16 protein-coding genes are annotated in these 17066 nt (G+C 65.9%); 6 read left to right on the forward strand and 10 right to left on the reverse strand.

The window, feature by feature from the left end; translation table 11 throughout:
* Positions 1–116: 116 nt before the first annotated feature.
* Together ABTV10_RS26225 and ABTV10_RS26230 are read left to right on the forward strand one after the other, a co-directional pair.
* Positions 117–965, forward strand: coding sequence for an HpcH/HpaI aldolase/citrate lyase family protein (locus ABTV10_RS26225; protein ID WP_499035817.1), 849 nt, complete (start codon positions 117–119; stop codon positions 963–965).
* 2 nt (positions 966–967) lie between these two features.
* On the forward strand, positions 968–1993 hold the full coding sequence (locus tag ABTV10_RS26230; protein WP_499035918.1) for a MaoC family dehydratase: 1026 nt from the start codon (positions 968–970) through the stop codon (positions 1991–1993).
* A 278-nt stretch (positions 1994–2271) separates the two neighbouring features.
* On the opposite strand, the gene ABTV10_RS26235 is transcribed toward ABTV10_RS26230, so the two are convergent.
* The 4 genes from ABTV10_RS26235 to ABTV10_RS26250 form a co-directional block, all read right to left on the reverse strand.
* Positions 2272–3135 carry an SDR family NAD(P)-dependent oxidoreductase gene (locus ABTV10_RS26235; protein WP_499035819.1) on the reverse strand — a complete coding sequence of 288 codons (864 nt, stop codon included), beginning with the start codon at positions 3133–3135 and terminating at the stop codon, positions 2272–2274.
* Positions 3136–3197: 62 nt separating this feature from the next.
* Entirely contained in the window at positions 3198–3998 is an 801-nt protein-coding gene (locus tag ABTV10_RS26240; RefSeq protein ID WP_499035821.1) for an enoyl-CoA hydratase/isomerase family protein, read from the reverse strand.
* 32 nt (positions 3999–4030) lie between these two features.
* A complete protein-coding gene (locus ABTV10_RS26245; RefSeq protein ID WP_499035823.1) occupies positions 4031–5671 on the reverse strand; it encodes a class I adenylate-forming enzyme family protein in 1641 nt (546 codons plus the stop codon).
* A gap of 107 nt (positions 5672–5778) precedes the next feature.
* Positions 5779–6231 (reverse strand): MaoC family dehydratase, encoded by a 453-nt coding sequence (locus ABTV10_RS26250; RefSeq protein ID WP_499035825.1) that lies wholly within the window; start codon positions 6229–6231, stop codon positions 5779–5781.
* Between the two features lie 311 nt (positions 6232–6542).
* Between ABTV10_RS26250 and ABTV10_RS26255 the strand changes: the two genes are divergently transcribed.
* Positions 6543–7697 carry an acetyl-CoA C-acetyltransferase gene (locus tag ABTV10_RS26255; RefSeq protein WP_499035827.1) on the forward strand — a complete coding sequence of 385 codons (1155 nt, stop codon included), beginning with the start codon at positions 6543–6545 and terminating at the stop codon, positions 7695–7697.
* A gap of 12 nt (positions 7698–7709) precedes the next feature.
* A complete protein-coding gene (locus ABTV10_RS26260) occupies positions 7710–8858 on the forward strand; it encodes an acyl-CoA dehydrogenase family protein (RefSeq protein ID WP_499035829.1) in 1149 nt (382 codons plus the stop codon).
* Between the two features lie 48 nt (positions 8859–8906).
* Here the strand turns inward: ABTV10_RS26260 and ABTV10_RS26265 are convergent, their stop codons facing one another.
* The 4 genes from ABTV10_RS26265 to ABTV10_RS26280 form a co-directional block, all read right to left on the reverse strand.
* Complete coding sequence (locus ABTV10_RS26265) at positions 8907–9506, reverse strand: TetR/AcrR family transcriptional regulator (protein WP_499035830.1); 600 nt, start codon at positions 9504–9506, stop codon at positions 8907–8909.
* Between the two features lie 124 nt (positions 9507–9630).
* Positions 9631–10782, reverse strand: coding sequence for a CaiB/BaiF CoA transferase family protein (locus ABTV10_RS26270; protein WP_499035831.1), 1152 nt, complete (start codon positions 10780–10782; stop codon positions 9631–9633).
* Positions 10779–11201: a nuclear transport factor 2 family protein gene (locus tag ABTV10_RS26275; protein WP_499035832.1), complete on the reverse strand. Its 423-nt coding sequence runs from the start codon at positions 11199–11201 to the stop codon at positions 10779–10781. The genes ABTV10_RS26270 and ABTV10_RS26275 overlap by 4 nt, the downstream gene beginning before the upstream one ends.
* Positions 11198–11884, reverse strand: coding sequence for a nitroreductase (locus ABTV10_RS26280; protein ID WP_499035833.1), 687 nt, complete (start codon positions 11882–11884; stop codon positions 11198–11200). The genes ABTV10_RS26275 and ABTV10_RS26280 overlap by 4 nt, the downstream gene beginning before the upstream one ends.
* Positions 11885–11988: 104 nt before the next feature.
* Here ABTV10_RS26280 and ABTV10_RS26285 point away from each other — a divergent pair, with 104 nt between their 5' ends.
* Positions 11989–12717: an IclR family transcriptional regulator gene (locus ABTV10_RS26285; RefSeq protein WP_499035834.1), complete on the forward strand. Its 729-nt coding sequence runs from the start codon at positions 11989–11991 to the stop codon at positions 12715–12717.
* A gap of 698 nt (positions 12718–13415) precedes the next feature.
* On the opposite strand, the gene ABTV10_RS26290 is transcribed toward ABTV10_RS26285, so the two are convergent.
* A complete protein-coding gene (locus ABTV10_RS26290; RefSeq protein ID WP_499035836.1) occupies positions 13416–15059 on the reverse strand; it encodes an AMP-binding protein in 1644 nt (547 codons plus the stop codon).
* A 13-nt stretch (positions 15060–15072) separates the two neighbouring features.
* Between ABTV10_RS26290 and ABTV10_RS26295 the strand changes: the two genes are divergently transcribed.
* Positions 15073–15795, forward strand: a complete 723-nt coding sequence (locus ABTV10_RS26295) for a TetR/AcrR family transcriptional regulator (RefSeq protein WP_499035838.1) — start codon at positions 15073–15075, stop codon at positions 15793–15795.
* Between the two features lie 13 nt (positions 15796–15808).
* On the opposite strand, the gene ABTV10_RS26300 is transcribed toward ABTV10_RS26295, so the two are convergent.
* Positions 15809–17065 (reverse strand): NAD(P)/FAD-dependent oxidoreductase, encoded by a 1257-nt coding sequence (locus ABTV10_RS26300; RefSeq protein WP_499035839.1) that lies wholly within the window; start codon positions 17063–17065, stop codon positions 15809–15811.
* Between the last annotated feature and the right edge of the window lies 1 nt (position 17066).

A 17066-nucleotide genomic window follows, 5' to 3' on the forward strand; every position in this document is an offset into this window, starting at 1 on the left:
CGATAGTGGAGAGGTCATCGCGCACAGGCCCCGATCCGCCGCCCGGCTTCGCCCGTCACCGGTTCGTAGGCAAAAGTTCCGGCCGACCCCTCCTACCGAATCAAGAAGGACACGCAGTGACCGCAGCACGCCGACGAGTCGCGCTCGTCGCCCCTGGATCCGACGAACACAAGGCTTGCAAGGCATTGTCCAGCGCTGCCGACGAGATCGTCCTCGACCTCGAAGATGCCGTGACCGCCGCATCGAAGGCGTCCGCCCGGGACCTGGTGTCGGCGCTCGTCCGCGGGCACACTCAGCTTCCTGCAGTCTCGGTGCGGATCAACGGACGCGGCACCGCGTGGTTCGAGGACGATCTGCTTGCGGCGGCTGAAATCTCGCACCACCTCACTTCTATCGTGATTCCGAAGGTCGAGTCTGTCGAGGAGTTGGTCGAGGCCGACCGCATCCTGACTGCCTCCGGTGCGGCCAACCTGCCCGTACAGGCCATCATCGAGACACCACAAGGCGTGATCGACATCGACAAGATCGCCCGCGGCCCTCGAGTGTCGGCCGTGATCATCGGGTATGCCGATCTTGGCGCATCACTTGGACGCACACGAACCCTGGCACCCGAACGTTGGCTCTACGTTCAAGATCGGGTACTTCACTCCGCCCGAGCAGCGGGGGTGCAGGCAATCGACGGCCCGTCGCTCAGCATTGCAGATGACTACGGATTCTGGCGCGCAGCACGATGGGCCGCAGAGCTTGGATTCGACGGGAAGTGGATCATCCACCCCGCCCAGATCAACACCACCCTGAGGGCCTTCACCCCGTCGGAGGCGGAGATCGACTCCGCACGCCGTGTTCTCGCGGCCTTGTCCGAAGCGGAACTGCACGGTGCGGGTGCGGCTCAACTCGATGGTCAAATGCTCGACGAGGCGATCGCTGTCGCTGCCCGTCGCACCTTGTCGAAGATCGGAGACTGATGATGGCGCCCACTCCCCGTGTCACTACATCCAAACTCGCCGTGGCGATCGGCGGTCCCTACTTCGACGAACTGGAGGTAGGACAGACTTTCGACTCAGCCCCGTCTGTCACGTTGACGGACGGCTTGGCCGCTTCACATCAGGCCATTGTCGGCGACCGCATGCGCCTGCCGCTGGACACGCACCTGTCCGCCGCCGTCGCTGGCGGACCGATCGCCCATCCCGGCCTGGTCACAGACATCGCAATCGGCCAGTCGACACTCGTCACACATCACGTCAAAGCAAACCTGTTCTATCGGGGTCTGCGCCTCCACCGCCTGCCGTTGATCGGCGAGACGCTGCACACGACCACTGAGGTCGTCGGCCTGAAGAGCAACACGGTCAAGCCTGACCGGGCGGCCACGGGACTCGTAGCGCTGCGTATGAGCACACTCGACCAGGACGGCCGAACGGTACTGGACTTCTACCGCTGCGCCATGGTGCCGCTGAATCCCGCCACCGCGCCGGCGGCGGTCACCCGAACGGACGACCTGTCTGCAATCGGACCGCAAGGAGTTCCTCAGTGGTCGGTACCGGAGGGCTTGGATCTGGGCGCTTATCGCCTGCGCATTCCCGGCACGCACTTCGATGCTTCGCTCGTCGGGACAGTCTTCTCGTCGAGTGGTGACGTCGTCTCGAGTGCCCCTGAGCTTGCGCGTCTGACACTCAACATTGCTGCGACGCACCACGATGAGCGTGTCGGTGCCGCCGGGCGTCTCGTCTACGGCGGGCATACGATCGGTATCGCTCTCGCCCAAGCCACGCGTGCGCTGCCCAACGTGGTCACCGTGCTTGGCTGGCAGTCCTGCGATCACACCAGTCCAGTCTTCGAGGGTGACACGCTCACCAGCGAGCTTCACGTCGAGGGCGCATCCACTCTGCCCGCGGGTGGGGGGACGCTCGACCTGCGTTCGATCGTGTTCGCCCATCGGACCGGCACAGACCCGACGCCGGTGCTCGACTGGCGGTTCAGCGTCCTGATGGCCTGACCCGCCGGCGCGCTGCAGATCAGTGAACGTGCAGTCGGCTCAGTTGCTCGTTCTGCAGCAAAACGACGTGCACGCCAGGGCTTGCCGGGGCGAGATGGTTCAGGCGTCTGCAGCCAGTCACCCCCTGTGCCCGACCAGCCCGGAGACTAGGTTCAACCGGTTCCGAGGTAGTGGGTGCACAACACGAGGTCGGCCGATCGTCCGATGTGCAGGGAGCACGCGAGGAGTTCGGCCTGCTTGTCTCGGGCGGGATGGCAGGCCGAACTCGTCGCTGGGTCTCAGCCGAGGGGGTTCTGTCCGGGAACGGCGTCGGTGAGGTCGACGATCTCGGACCAGCGCGCCGCGACGTCCTCGACAGTCGGCGGCTCGGAGAAGGTCACGCCCTTGTTCTCGAACTGTGCGACTCGTTGGACCCGTCCGCCGCCGACAACGAACACCGACGCGGTATCTGTGCAGTCGGCGCTCATCAGGTGCGCGACAACCGGGGCCACGTGCGATGGCGGGAGCTTGGCGAGGAATTCCTCGGGCGCAATGTCTTCGGTCATCCGCGTCGCTGCGAGTGGTGCCACCGCGTTCGCGGCGATGCCGAACTTCGCGCCCTCGATCGCCAGTGTGTTGACCAGCCCCACGAGGCCGAGCTTGGCGGCGCCGTAATTGGCTTGGCCGAAGTTGCCGTACAGGCCGCTGGTCGATGTCGCTACGACCACGCGGCCGAACTGCTGCTCGCGGAAATGTGGCCACGCCGCCCGGGTGACATGAAAGGCGCCGTAGAGGTGGACCTTCATGACCGCGTCCCAGTTGTCCTCAGTCATTTTGTGGAACGCACCGTCGCGCAGGATCCCTGCGTTGTTGACGACGCCGTGTACAGCGCCGAACTCGTCGATCGCGGTGTGGATCAGGCTTTCGGCGCCGGCAGCGGTCGCGACGCTGTCGTAGTTCGCGACGGCCAGTCCGCCTGCGGCACGGATCTCCTCAACGACAGAATCGGCCATCGCCGAGCCTGACCCGGAGCCGTCCCTGGCCCCGCCGAGATCGTTGACGACGACACGGGCTCCCTGGCGGGCAAGCGTCAGTGCATATTCGCGGCCGAGGCCGCCTCCGGCTCCGGTGACGACGACGACACGGTCGGTGAGTCCTGACATGCTCTTCTCCTCTGATTACGTTGGATCGTGTAGAAATTCGGCGTACCGATCGGTCGGCGGCATCAGCGTCCTTCGAATGCGGGCGCCCGTTTGGTGACGAAGCTCTGGAAGGCGCGGGCGGCATCGGCTGAGCCGGCGATCTGCCCTACCGCGGTTGCCTCGTCAGCCAGTTGGACGTCACGCTCGGCTATCGCGGACCGCCGAAACAGCGCCCGCATGGTGCCGTAGGCCCTCGTCGGGCCTGATGCAAGGCGCTGGGCGGTGGTGGTCGCGTGCTCAGCGAGATCGTCGGCATCGGCGACGCGGGTGATCAGGCCCCAGTCGGCGGCCTCCGCGGCGTCGAGGACGCGGTCCTCGAAGTACAGCTCTGCCGCCCGGCGCACTCCGATGAGCCGGGGCAGGAACCACGACGTGCCGCCGTCGCCGGTCAGGCCGATACTGCCGAAGCCGAGGGCGAACTTCGTGTTCTCGGATGCGATGACGATGTCCGCGATGTACAGCAGGCCGAGAGCGCCACCAGCGACCGCGCCGTGGACGGCACACACGATGGGCACCTCGAGCCGGGCGAAGTGCCCGAGTGCGTCGTGATACCGGCCAGCCATCCGCGACAGGGTTTCCGGGAGGGCGCCCACTTCGGTGGAGGCGAACATGCCGATGTCGCCGCCGACGGAGAAGACCGGGCCACTCCCGACGATGAGCACCGCTCGCACCGTCTCGTCGTGCGTGAGGCGGACGGCGATGTCGTACAGGTCGTCGGCGACGTCCTGGTTCATGGCGTTGCGTGCGTCGGGGCGGTTCAGTGTGATGGTTGCGAGGCTGTCCGCGACGGTGCAGTCGACGGCGGCGGTTGTCGTTCTCGTCATCGGAATCTCTCTCGGTTTCGGTTCGGGTGGCACTAGGGCATCTCGGTGACGTCGCCCGATATGATGGTGTCGCGCAACCGGAACTTCTGGATCTTGCCCGATGGCGTGGTCGGCAGCTCGGCTGCCAGATACCAATCGCGCGGGACCTTGAACTTCGACAGTCGGTCGGTGCAGTGGTCGATGAGTGACTGTCTCAATCCCGGTGCCGCGTCTCCGCGCGGAACGACGACGGCTGCGATGGCCTCGCCCCACTTTTCGTCATCCACGCCCACGACTGCGACCTGTAGGACCCCGTCATGGGCGGTGAGGCACGACTCGATCTCGGCGGGCGCGACGTTCTCGCCGCCGCGGATGATCAGATCCTTGAGCCGGCCCGTGATCCGCAGGGTGCCTCGCGAGTCGAAGGCACCCAGATCGCCGGTGTGCAGCCAACCGTCTGCGTCGACGGTCGCGGCCGTCGCCTCGGGATTGCCGAGGTATTCGATCATCTGCTGGAATCCGCGGGCGCAGACCTCGCCGGACTCGCCTAGGGGAACCAGGGTGCCGTCGAGCGGATCGACGATTTTGACCTCGACTTGCGGGATCGGTCGTCCGCTCGTGTTCACTTGGTCGTTGCGGCTGTCGACCGTCCGGGTCAGAGTGAGCACCGGGGCCAATTCTGTCTGTCCGTACAGGTTGTGCACGGTCGCGCCGAAGATCTCCTCTGTCGCTTCGATCATCGGTCCCGGTACGTTGGCGCCGCCGCCGAGGACCCGCATGACCTTCGGCGCGGATTCAGCAGACGTGCGCGCGGCCTCGAGCACAGCCCCGAGAATCGTCGGGACGAAGTAGAACACGGACGCGCCTTCGTCACGGAGAGCCTTCAGCGTGCCTGCGGGCGTGAACTGCTCGATCAAGATCATCGTGCCGCCCATCCAGATCGTTCCCAGGGTCCCGATGACGCACGACGCTGTATGGAACATCGGCAGCGGGTTTACCGCCACCGGGTTCAGCGGTGACTCGATCCCCTCGAGGGTGAACCGGGCGACGTTGACGAGTGAGCGATGGCGCAGCAGAACGCCTTTGGGGAGCCCCGTCGTGCCGGACGTGTACTGGAGCATGACGGGAGCGTCGGCGTCGGAGGCGTCGGGACCCGCCGCCGCCGGGTCGAGTGGTTCCTCCGCGATCCATCGATCGGTCTCTGACAGGCTGACGACGTGCGCCAGCGACGCGCATCGGGACGCGGCCGCGGCGACGACTGCCGCCATGTCATACCCGCGGCTGGTGTCCGCATGGATCAGCACGGTCGAGCCGGAGTGATTGAGCGCGTATACGAGTTCGTCCTCGCGCAGGACCGGGTTGAGGGCGACCAGCCGGACACCGGCCAGCGCAGCTCCGAACATGACGATCGGCCACTCCACCACGTTCGGCGCCCACAGAGCGACGAAGTCGCCGGGCCGGGCGAGCTGCAGCAGAGCATTCGCCACGCGGGACGCTTCGTCGTGCAGTTGCATGTACGTCAGCCGGCGGGTTTCACCGGTCCCGTGCGCGACTCCGACAACCGCAGTGCGATCGCCGAATTGCTGGGCACGCTCACGGAGAACGTCACCCACCGTATGGTCAACGAGTGGCACGCTATCGTCGACGCCCCAATGGGACTCGGCCAGCGTTCGGATGTCGAGAGCGGATGTCATCGAAAGTCCTCCAGAGTGGACGGTCGGCAGCTAGCCGAATCGGGCAGGGAGTGTTGGTACCGGTGTCGTCGATGAAGGTCCGGGCGTCCCGGCAGCTGTCGACCCGGTCAGGCAACAAAACGCGCGATTGACTCCGCGACGCAGGCAGGCTTGTCGGCACCCTCGACCTCGATCGTGGTGTGAAGTTCGATCTGTACGGCGCCCTCGAGTGGGGTGACCGTCCCGATACGGACATGGGCACGGATTCGGGCGCCGACGGGCACTGGGGTCACGAATCGAACCTTGTTCAGCCCGTAGTTGATTGCCATGGTGATGCCGTCGATGCGGTAGAGCTGCTGCTGCAGTACCGGCATCATCGACAAGGTCAGGAAGCCGTGGGCGATCGTGCCGCCGAACGGTCCGTTCTTCGCCCGGACCGGGTCCACGTGAATCCACTGGAGATCCCCCGTGGCGTCGGCGAACAGGTCGACCTTCTTCTGATCGATGTCGACCCAGCCGCTTGTACCGAGGTCTACCCCCTCCGCGGCAGACAGCTCGTCGAGACCGGTGAAGACCTTCATGGGAACTCCTCGTGGGGCAACGGAGACGGATTGATCCAGAGCGATTCGCGAGCGCGGCCCGAGCACGGCCGCGATGATGCGACGACCATACTTCTAATTGATGTTAGAAATCTAGACTTGACTGAGATTGCCTGGGGCCCAGGAAGAAGACCGGCAATACCGGGCCGCAGCGCCGGTGCACCTCCCCGAGGATCGGGATTGAAATCGAATATAAATTAGATACGATCGCTGCACGCGCGGAAGCTCTGGAGTTCGACCGGGACCGAACCTGTTGCAGCATCAGCGCCCACCCGAAGCCCCTAGGAGGACCCATGCCCGAGGCCTACATCGTCGATGCCGTCCGGCTCCCAGTAGGACGCCGAAATGGCGGATTCGCAGACAGTCACCCGGCCGACATGGCCGCGCATGTCATCTCCACCCTCGTCGGTCGCCACGACTTCGATCCCGCTGACATCGACGACGTGGTGCTCGGCTGCCTCGACAACATCGGCTCCCAGGCCGGCGACATCGCCCGAACCGCTGCTCTCGGCGCGGGCCTGCCCGAGTCCGTCCCCGGCGTAACCATCGACCGTCAGTGCGGATCCTCCCAGCAGGCCATACATTTCGCTGCTCAGGGAGTCATGAGCGGCACCCAGGACCTTGTCATCGCTGGCGGCGTACAGAAGATGAGCCAGTACCCGATCCTGTGCGCGTTCGGCGCGGGCGAGCAGTACGGCTCCTCCGATCCCTGGACGGGATCGGACACGTGGCACGCTCGCTACGGCGACGAGGAGATCTCCCAGTTCCGTGCCACCGAACTCATCGCCGACAAATGGGGACACACGCGCGAGCGGTGCGAGGAGTTCGCCCTCGAGAGTCATCGGCGCGCGCTCCGCGCGATCGACGAGGGCCGCTTCGAACGCGAGACGGTCCCGTTCGCGGGCGTAACCGTCGATGAGGGTCCGCGCCGCGATACCTCCCTCGAGAAGATGGCCACCCTCAACCCACTGACGCCCGGAGGTAAGGTCACCGCCGCGGTTTCGAGCCAGGTCTCGGACGGTTCCGCCGGCCTCCTCATCGCTTCCGAGGCGGCGGTGCAGCGCTACGGATTCACGCCGCGGGCCCGCATCCACCATTTGTCCGTGCGAGGCGCCGATCCGGTCATGATGCTGACCGCCCCGATTCCCGCGACCCAGCACGCATTGAAGAAGACCGGTCTGTCTATCGACGACATCGATGTCACCGAGATCAACGAGGCGTTCGCCCCCGTCGTCTTGGCCTGGCTCGACGACATCGGCGCCGACCCGACCAAGGTCAACCCCAACGGCGGCGCCATCGCCCTCGGCCATCCGCTCGGCGCGACCGGTGCCCGGCTCATGACATCCATGCTGCACGAGCTCGAACGCACCGGTGGCCGCTACGGGTTGCAAACCATGTGCGAAGGCGGCGGGCAGGCCAACGTCACGATCATCGAACGACTCGGCTGAACGGAAACCGACATGGACCGCAATCTCTACACCGCCGACCACGAGGCGTATCGCGAGACCGTGCGCGCGTTCCTCCAGCGTGAGGTCGTCCCCAACCAGGACCGCTGGGACCGTGACCATCTGATCGACCGCAGCGTCTTCGCACGCGCAGCGGAGCACGGCATCTACGGCCTGCAGATCGGCGAACAGTACGGGGGATCGGGCGAGTCCGACTACCGGTACCGGATGATCGTGTGCGAGGAGATCGCCCGCATCAACGCCCTGTCGTTCGGTCTGACGATCGCTCTCCAGGACGACCTGGTCCTGCACTACCTGCTCGATCTCACCACCGAGGAGCAGCGGCAACGCTGGCTGCCAGGATTCGCTACCGGCGAGATCATCGGTGCACTGGCGATGACCGAACCGGGAGCCGGCAGCGACCTCCGCGGCATCCGGACAAGCGCGCAGCGCGACGGAGACGGCTGGATCCTCAATGGGCAGAAGACATTCATCTCGAGCGGCATCATGGCCGATCTCGCGGTCGTGGCGGCCAGAACGGATCCCGACGGAGGCTCACGCGGATACTCGCTGTTCGTCGTCGAACGGGACATGCCCGGCTTCGTCCGGGGGCGGCAGCTCGAGAAGATGGGACTACCAGGCCAGGACACCGCGGAACTCTTCTTCGAGGACTGCCGAGTGCCCGCCGAGAACCTGCTCGGTACCGAGGGCCGCGGTCTGCAGCACCTGATGAGCCATCTGCCGCGGGAGCGCCTTGGGGTCAGCGCGATGGCGATCGCGACGGCTCGGGCGATCTTCGAGCAGACTCGCGAGTATTGCACGCAGCGTATGGCGTTCGGGCAGTCGATCGCCGACTTTCAGCACACCCGGTTCGAGCTGGCCGAGATGTCGACGGAGCTTGATGTCGCCGAAGCCTACATCGATCGTTCCGTCCTCGCGTTCAACGCGGGAACGCTGAGCCCGACCGACGCAGCGAAGGGCAAGTGGTTCGTCAGTGAGCTGCAGAAGCGCGTGCTCGACCGGTGTCTGCAGCTCCACGGCGGGTACGGCTACATGATGGAGTATCCCGTCGCGAGGGCATACGTCGACACCCGGATCCAGACCATATACGGCGGTACGACCGAGATCATGAAGGACCTCATCGGCCGCGAACTCGTACGCTGAGTCCTCCCGTGTGGTGGATCCCGTCCGCGGATCCACCACAGGGACGGCTCATTCCTCCTGGGTTACTGCACTCGCGCTGTCCCGTAATCCGTTGTGTACCACGATCCGCGCCGTCTCCACGAGACTGTCGAGCGAGCCGGCGTTCGGATTCCACCATTCGACAGCCCACGTGATCGCTCCGATCACGAGCATGCGGGCCGCCCGGATCTCGATCGCCGGGTTGAGTTCGCCAGATCTCTTCGCGTCGCTGATGAGGCTCCGCCACATGCTGCCGTAGGCGGCGCGCTCGTTGTCGTGCCGGGCCCGCAGGTGCTCGGGGAGCTGACTCGCGTTACGCGAGGACGTGGTGGCGTAGTCCGAGACGGCCAACTCGTAGCGGAGCTGGGATTCGACTGCGACGAGGATCCGGTCCATCGCGGACGTGCCGGCAGGCAGCGCGTCGAGCGCGGCCTGCACGTGCGCACGCATCCGGGCGACCGCGGTAAACATGACCTCTTCGACGAGTTCGTCGCGAGATGAGAAGTAGTAGTACAACGACGGCGCCTGGAGCTGTGCATGGTCGGCCACGTCGGTCAACCGCGTGGCTGCATACCCCTTGCGGCTCAGGACATACGCGGCCGAGTCGAGTATCCGCCCACGGGTGCGCACACTCTTCGCACCACACGGTTCCGGGCTTCCCGTCGACGGTTTTCTAATCACCGCTCGATTATAATCGGGCGATCGGCACCCAGCGTCGCGTGACGCGGACGCCCCGGGCGCCGATCGCCCGGGTTCAGCGGGACGCGGCGCTGTCACCCGCGAGTTCCGCGTCGATCAGATCGTCGAATCCGGAGACTCCCCACGCGCGCAGCACCTCCACCGTGTCGCGGCCGGGTACCGGCGGGGGGGTGCCGAATCCCGTTGGTGTGCAGGAGAACCTCGGCGCTGGAGCGGCCTGGAGGACACCGTCGTGCTCGACGACGGTACCGCGTGCCGCGACGTGTGGGTGCTCGGCCGCTTCCATGAGCGACAGGACGGGCGCAACGCACGCATCAGTCCCCTCGAATACGCCAGCCCACTCGTCGCGGGTTCGCTGCATGAAGGTCCCCGCGAGCAGCCGGCGCATCTCGGGCCACTGCGAGCGATCGTGCTGGGCCTTCGGATCCAGCCCCAGGCCGAGGATGCGCAGCAACTCTGCGTAGAACTGCGGTTCAAGCGCACCGACGGCCATGTGCTTTCCGTCCGACGTCTCGTACACCGCGTAGAACGGCCACCCTCCGTCGAGCATGTTCACACCACGCTCGTCGTCCCACGAGTTTGCCGCGAGCATCATGTGCGCCGAGCCCAGCAGATGCGCGGCGCCGTCGACGATCGCGGCGTCGACCACCTGCCCCTGTCCCGTCCTGTCCGAGTGCCGCAACGCCGCGAGCACACCCATGACGAGGTAGATGGCGCCACCACCGAAGTCGCCAACGAGGTTCAGCGGTATCTGCGGCGGGCCACCCTGCGATCCGATCGCGTGTAGCGCGCCGGTGAGGGCGATGTACCCGATGTCATGGCCGGCGCTCTGAGCAAGCGGCCCCTCTTGTCCCCAGCCCGTCATGCGGCCGTAGACGAGTCGCGGATTGCGCTCGAGGCACGCGTCTGGGCCGAGACCGAGTCGTTCGACGACACCGGGCCGGTAGCCCTCGATCAGGATATCGGCCTGCGCGACCATGTCGAGAACGGCGGCAACCGCGCGAGGGTCTTTCAGGTCGAGGGCCACGGACTTCTTCCCACGGTTGAGGATGTCGAGATGCTCGAGTCCGGGAAAGAACCCGTTGCCGCCGGGGCGTTCGACGCGGACGACCTCGGCGCCCATGTCGGCAAGTGTCATCGCCGCGAACGGCGCGGGGCCCAGACCTGCGAGCTCGACGACCTTGCATCCGATCAGCGGTCCCGTCATTGCCGATCCTCCGTATTCCGTGTGGGCTCGAGTGCCCGTGCCCAGATCGCACTGTCGGTGACCTGCGCGAGCTCGACGATGCGGCCGTCGAGGAAGCGCAGGATGTGAGTGAACTCGGCCTCGAACTCGGTGCCGGATTGCCGGCCTCGTCCGCGGTAGACACCACAGACGAGAAGTCGGTCGTGCCCAAGCGGCAGAAGTTCGGTGGGGTGCGCCGCCGCGACCCATGCTCGCGCGATGCCTCCCCAGAACTGACGCAGCATGGCCTCGGGGCCGTGGTAGTCGCCGCCGAGACCGAGCGGGAGGCCGGCCGTTGTATGACCGGTGAAGTCGGGGTGCAGTCGCGCGAGGATCTCATTCCGGTTACCGGCGGCTAGCGAACGGTATAGCGCCGCAGCGATGTCCATACGGCTGGTCATGAGATGAATGTCGCCACGGTGTCTGTGTCCGCACGCGAGGTGCGGAACCCGTTGGCGGGATGGTCTGCGTCTGCATATCCGAATGAGATGCCGACCACGATCTTGCGGTTCTCGGGGAGTCCGAGGCGCTCGCGCAGAAACGGGGCGTGCGACGCGAGGGCCGCCTGCGTGATCGCGGCAAGGCCCAGCGACTGCGCTGCGAGCAAGAAGTGCCCGACGTACACGCCGCAATCGACGGCCCCATAGGTGCCGAGATCGGCCTCCGTCGTGATCACCGCGACCGCGGGGGCGCCGAAGAAGCGGAAGTTCTCGAGCGCCTGCTCCCCCGACGCCTGCCGATCCCCCGTGGCGATGCCGACGCTGTCGTACAGTTGCCACGCACACTCTCGGCGCCGCTCGAGGTACTGCCCCGTGTATCTGACCGGGAACGGGAAATCCGATGCGCCGGAAGTGCTTTGCGCATGATCAACGAAGTCGTTCCTGATCGCTTCTAGCGCATCACCTTCGATGACCGTGATGTGCCAGGGTTGCGTGTTGCACCACGATGGACTGCGCTGCGCCATCGCCAGCAGTCGATCGAGGATCTCACGCCGAACCGGGGTGTCCTGGAATGCGCGGCAACTCCACCGTTCGGTCAACAGTTCCTCGAGGACCGCAACGCGCGCGTCAATCGGTGCGCCCACTATGCACTCTCCTTAATTGAATATATATTAGACAATAGGCTCGCGGGTAGGGCCACGCAACACATCCGCTCTGCCGAGCCGGCTCGGACCGAAAGGGCACCATCATGCTGAGCACCGTCGAACGAACGGGCAAGGTACTGAACCTGTTCTCCGCCGAGACCCCGGAGTGGGGCGTGACGGAGGCCGCCGGGGTGCTCGGTGTGCCGAAGTCCAACGTCCACGACATCATGGCCAGCATGAGCCGGATCGGCCTTCTGCAACGCACCTCAACGGGACGGTACCGGCTCGGGTGGCGGCTGCTGTCGATCAGCTACGACCTGTTACGCGGGTCGGGATTCGAGACGCTCGCGAAGAAGGTCGTCAGCGACCTTGCCGCCCACCTCGGCGAGACCGTCACCGTCGGCGCATGGGACGGCCTGCGCGTCGTGTGCGTCGCGAGCGCCCCTGCGGCACCGGAGGCTCTCACTCTCAGGCCCGGCGCCCAACTGCCCGGGCACGCATCCGCCCTGGGCAAGCTCCTCATGTCACACCTCCCCCGCGAGACAACGATCGGCATCGTCGACCGCTACGGACTCCCCCGACTCACACCGCACACCGTTTCCCACGTGACTCTTTTCGAGAATCAGCTCGAGTCCGCGCGCCAACACGGCGTTGCCTGTGAGTACGAAGAGTTTGCGCCCGATGTCGCGTGTATAGCAGCGGGGATCCACAACCGTGGCGACATCGTGGCGGCGCTATCGCTGAGTGCGCCCGTCGACCGGATGCGCACGCGGCGTGCGGAGTTCACCGCCGCAGTGCGCGGCGCCGCTCGACGGCTATCTCGCCTCTCCTGATCGGCGGTCCCGGCCGGATTGTGGGAGTTCCAGCAGAGACCCGCACTCGGTTGTCCAGACCGCGCTTCGCAGGCCGTCCCGCGCCCACCCCCACGGCCGTCCGACCTCACTACGAGACTGCCGCACGCGATCCCCGGCATGGCAGGTCGGCCGGCGGACACCGAGATCACCTCCGGTTCTCACGGTGGGATACGACCGGATGTGTTGACTGGGGGTGAGTCAGGCGGTCCAATAGCCGCCGGATGTCCGGCTGCGAGCGTCCGATCATGTCCTGAGCTGCGCCTATTCTATTTTGCGGCAGGTCTTTTGAAACTCAGGACCCAGGTTCTTCGGTCGCCAATCCGGTCTCGCTCTTCGCCAGGTTGAATCACTCCGGCACACAGTCGTCGGACCCGGGAGGAACCGGCGGGCGAGTCAACGCCCGCACCCGCGGGAAGCTATCTGGATGGGCACCCCACCTCAGAATTCCCGCACACCATGGGCAACGCTGCTGACGAGATCCGTAGTCAGAGCTTCGGCAGCGCCGCCGCGATCACGTGTCTGCCCGGCGGCAACCACCAAGGGCGAACACCCCGTCATCGCGGCGGACGGCCATCACGAACGAGACGTCCGGTTCGTGATGCCACCCAATGTCGTTGCAGCTCTGGGTGGTGGGACCGAGATCGGTCCCACCACCCGAGCATCGTCGCCCACCCTGGTCAGGCGCCGCCGATGCCGCGGCCTTCGCCCTCCCAGAACTTCTTCTTCACCTCGCGGCGCAGAATCTTGCCGACGCCCGATTTGGGCAGTTCATCAACGAACTCGACAGAGGTCACCTTCTTGACCGAGCCCACGGCGGCACGGGTCACCTCGATCAGTTCCATCTCGGTGACCTCAGAGCCCGGCTCGACGACGACGAACGCACGCGGAGTCTCGCCCCACTTCTCGTGCGGAATGCCGACGACGCACACCTCACGGACCGCTTCGTGCGATGCCACCGCGTTCTCGAGCTCGGCCGGCCAGATGTTGTATCCGCCGGAGATGATCATGTCCTCTTTGCGGTCGGCCAGGAACAGGAAACCGTCCTCGTCGAGGTATCCCATGTCCCGGGTGAGTAGGCGACCGTCGGGAAGGTGGCGTTCCTCGTTGGCCTCCGGGTTCTTCCACAGCTCGCTCATCTGTCCCGGTGCCCGGACTGCGATCTCACCGATCTCGCCGACCGGCAGTGTCTTTCCGCTCGGATCCACGATCGTGATCTCGGCGTTCGGGGTTGCCCGTCCAACCGACCGCAGGTACTTCTCGGTGTGCTGGTGAGGCTGGAGCATCGTGGCCGTGATGCACTCGCTCTGCGCGTACAGCTGGTAGAGCACCGGGCCGAACTTCAGCAGCGCCCGCTCCATCGTGCGCTCCGCGATCGGCGAGGCTGCGTAGTTCAGGCAGCGCAGGCTCGACACGTCACGGGTATCGATATCGGGATGCGCGAGGAGCGCCGAGATCATCGTCGGGACGACGAGCGTGACCGTCACACGTTGCTGCTCAATCAACTCCAGCGCTCGACCGGGCTCGAACGCTGGCATGACGACAATGCGGCCGCCGACCTGAAGGATCGGCCACAGCCAGAGCACGGCGGCGTGGGTGAGCTGGCCGGCCGCGAGGTACGCGTCACGCTCGTCGATCTGCGGCGTGACCCAGCGGTACTCGTCGTTGTTGTCGAGCCAACGCTGCATCGTGTGGACGATGCCCTTGGGCCGTCCCGTGGTGCCCGCGGAGAACCGGATGACGTGAATGTCGTCGGGACGGGTGACCGTGGTCGGTGGGGTGGCGGGCGCGTTCGCAAGCGCATCCTCGTAGGAATCAGCACCCTCGGGTACCTCACCTCCGAAGACCAGGACATGCTCGAGCTTCTCGAGCCCGGGAACCTGCGGCGCGATGTTCGCGTACAGCGACTCATGCACAATGAGCACTCGGGCATCGACAAGTTCCGTGAGGTAGGCGTTGACCTCGCCCGTCTCGTGCGCGTAAAGGCCCGCCCGGACAAAGCCGCCCAGTGCCAGTGCCGCGATCTGTTCGGTGGTCTCGAACGCGTTGGCGCTCAGCAGGGCAACACGATCACCCTTGTTGAGTCCGCGATCGGCCAGTGCGTTGGCCAGCCGGCTCGCGCGATCGTACAGCTCAGCGTACGTCTGTTCGCGGCCGTCGCACCACACGGCGACTCGCCCGGCGAACTGCGATGCGGATTTCGAGAGGAGGGTGCTGAAGTCCATACCGGAACTGTTCCACGCTCCCGTGATCCAGATCACTTGCCGTCCGGATATATCGGACAAACATCCGGGACAGCTCGGCCACCAGCACCGATGCGGCATATACGATTGAAGCGTGACTAAAAAATCTCGCTCCGGATCGGAGGACAGCAAGAGCGTGCGGACGCGCGAGCGAATCCTGGACTCCGCTGCTTACGTCCTCAGCCGCAGGGGCTTCGCGGGAACCCGGCTCAACGACGTCGCCGAGCACGCCGAACTGCAGGCGCCGGCGATCTACTACTACTTCAAGTCGCGCGAGGAACTGATCGAGGAGGTCATGGTCGTCGGCGCCCGCGCAATCCGGGCGCACGTCGTCGAAGCCCTCGAAGCGCTACCCCCGGACGCGCAGCCGATCGACCGGATCCTCACCGCTGTCGATGCTCACCTGCGCTACACCCTGATCATCTCGGACTACACGTTGGCCGCCACGCGCAACGGCGGCCAGCTCCCCGAGCATCTGCGCGAGCGGCACGACCTCGCCCGCCAGGAGTATGGGCTGGTGTGGAGGTCGCTGTTCGTCGATGCACTCGAGTCCGGTGAGATCCGCTCGGATCTCGACGTCAGCGCGGCGCGCATGCTCACCCTCGGCGCGCTGAACTGGGCCGTCGAGTGGTGGGATCCCCATGGCAGCGGCACCGTCGACACCCTTGTCCGCACCGCACAGAAGATGCTGCTGGGCGGTCTCGCTTCGGATACCTGCAGTCCGACGATCCTTGTGGCGCCCGCCCCCGCAAAGGCCACCTCACGCAAGAAGCCGGCAGCCTCCCGCACCCGAAAGGCGAAGGAGACCGCCGGCTGACCGGTCGGACTGCTCAGATCGACACGGTGGCCATCTTCGCGGCGCGCGACGCCTTGCGCTTGTACGCGAAGTCGGCCGCGTCCGCGAACGACAGCCCCTTGGTGATCTGACCTCGGTACTTCATGATCTCAGTCTGGCCGTTGACCGTCAGCGCACCGGCGAGCCGCTCTCCGTCGCGGTAGAGCGCGACCAGACGTCCGTCGGCGTCGAGGTCCTCGACAACGAGGATCTCGTCGGTCGACGGGGTGCCCACGAACTGGATGCGGGAGTCGTACCAGTCCGACCAGAAGTAGGGAACCGTCGAATAGGGCTTAGCTGCAGCAGGATTCAGTGCGTTTCGAGCAGCGATGGCGCCCTGCTCGGCTGCGCTGGTCCAGTGCTCGAGTCGCATCGATCGGTCGAAGGTTGCGTTGTGCCATCGAGCGACATCACCCGCGGCGTACACGCCGTCCACCCCGGTCCAGAGGGTCGCGTCGCACACGATGCCGTTGTCGAGTTCCAGGCCGGACCCTTCGAGCCATCGGGTACCGGGGACAGCGCCGGCGCCGACGACCACGAGATCCGCGGGGATCACGGAGCCGTCGGCCAATACGATTCGCTCGACGTGACCGTCCCCCTCGACCGCTGAGACGGCCACGCCGCAACGCAAATCTGTGCCGTTTCGAAGGTGCAGCGAGGCCAGCGTCGCACCCATCTCCTGCCCAACCGCACGCACGAGTGGAGTGGGAAGCGCCTCGATCACCACGGGGTGAAGCCCGCGCTTACGCGCGCCGGAGGCGACCTCGGAACCGATGAATCCGGCGCCGATGACGACGGTGCGCGCTCCTTCGTCGAGTGCGGCGCGCACCGCAACGGCGTCGTCCACCGTGCGCAGCGTGTGCACGCCGCCGAGCCCTTCCGTGCCGGGCAGCCGACGGGCGTCGGCGCCGGTCGCGATCACCATTGCGTCGTACGCGATCTCGCGGCCATCTCCAAGGGTGATGACGCGCTGTGCGGTATCGAGGCCTGCTGCCGCAACACCGAGCAGCAGTTCGATGCGCAACTCGTCGCGGAGTACCGCCTCGGTGCGGAAGTCCGTCGATGCAGGCGGCTGCCCGCCGGGCGTCGTGTCGAGGTACGCCTTCGAGAGCGGAGGCCGGTCGTAGGGCAGGTGCGGTTCGGCACCGATGAGGGTGATCAGACCGTCGAATCCGTCGGCGCGGGCGGCCTCCACCGCCCGCAGACCGGCCAGCGAGGCACCCACCACGACGAGATGACGATGGTCGGACATG

It is taken from the genome of Paraburkholderia sp. RHO2 (genome assembly GCF_050955445.1).
GTDB lineage: Bacteria > Actinomycetota > Actinomycetes > Mycobacteriales > Mycobacteriaceae > Prescottella > Prescottella agglutinans_A.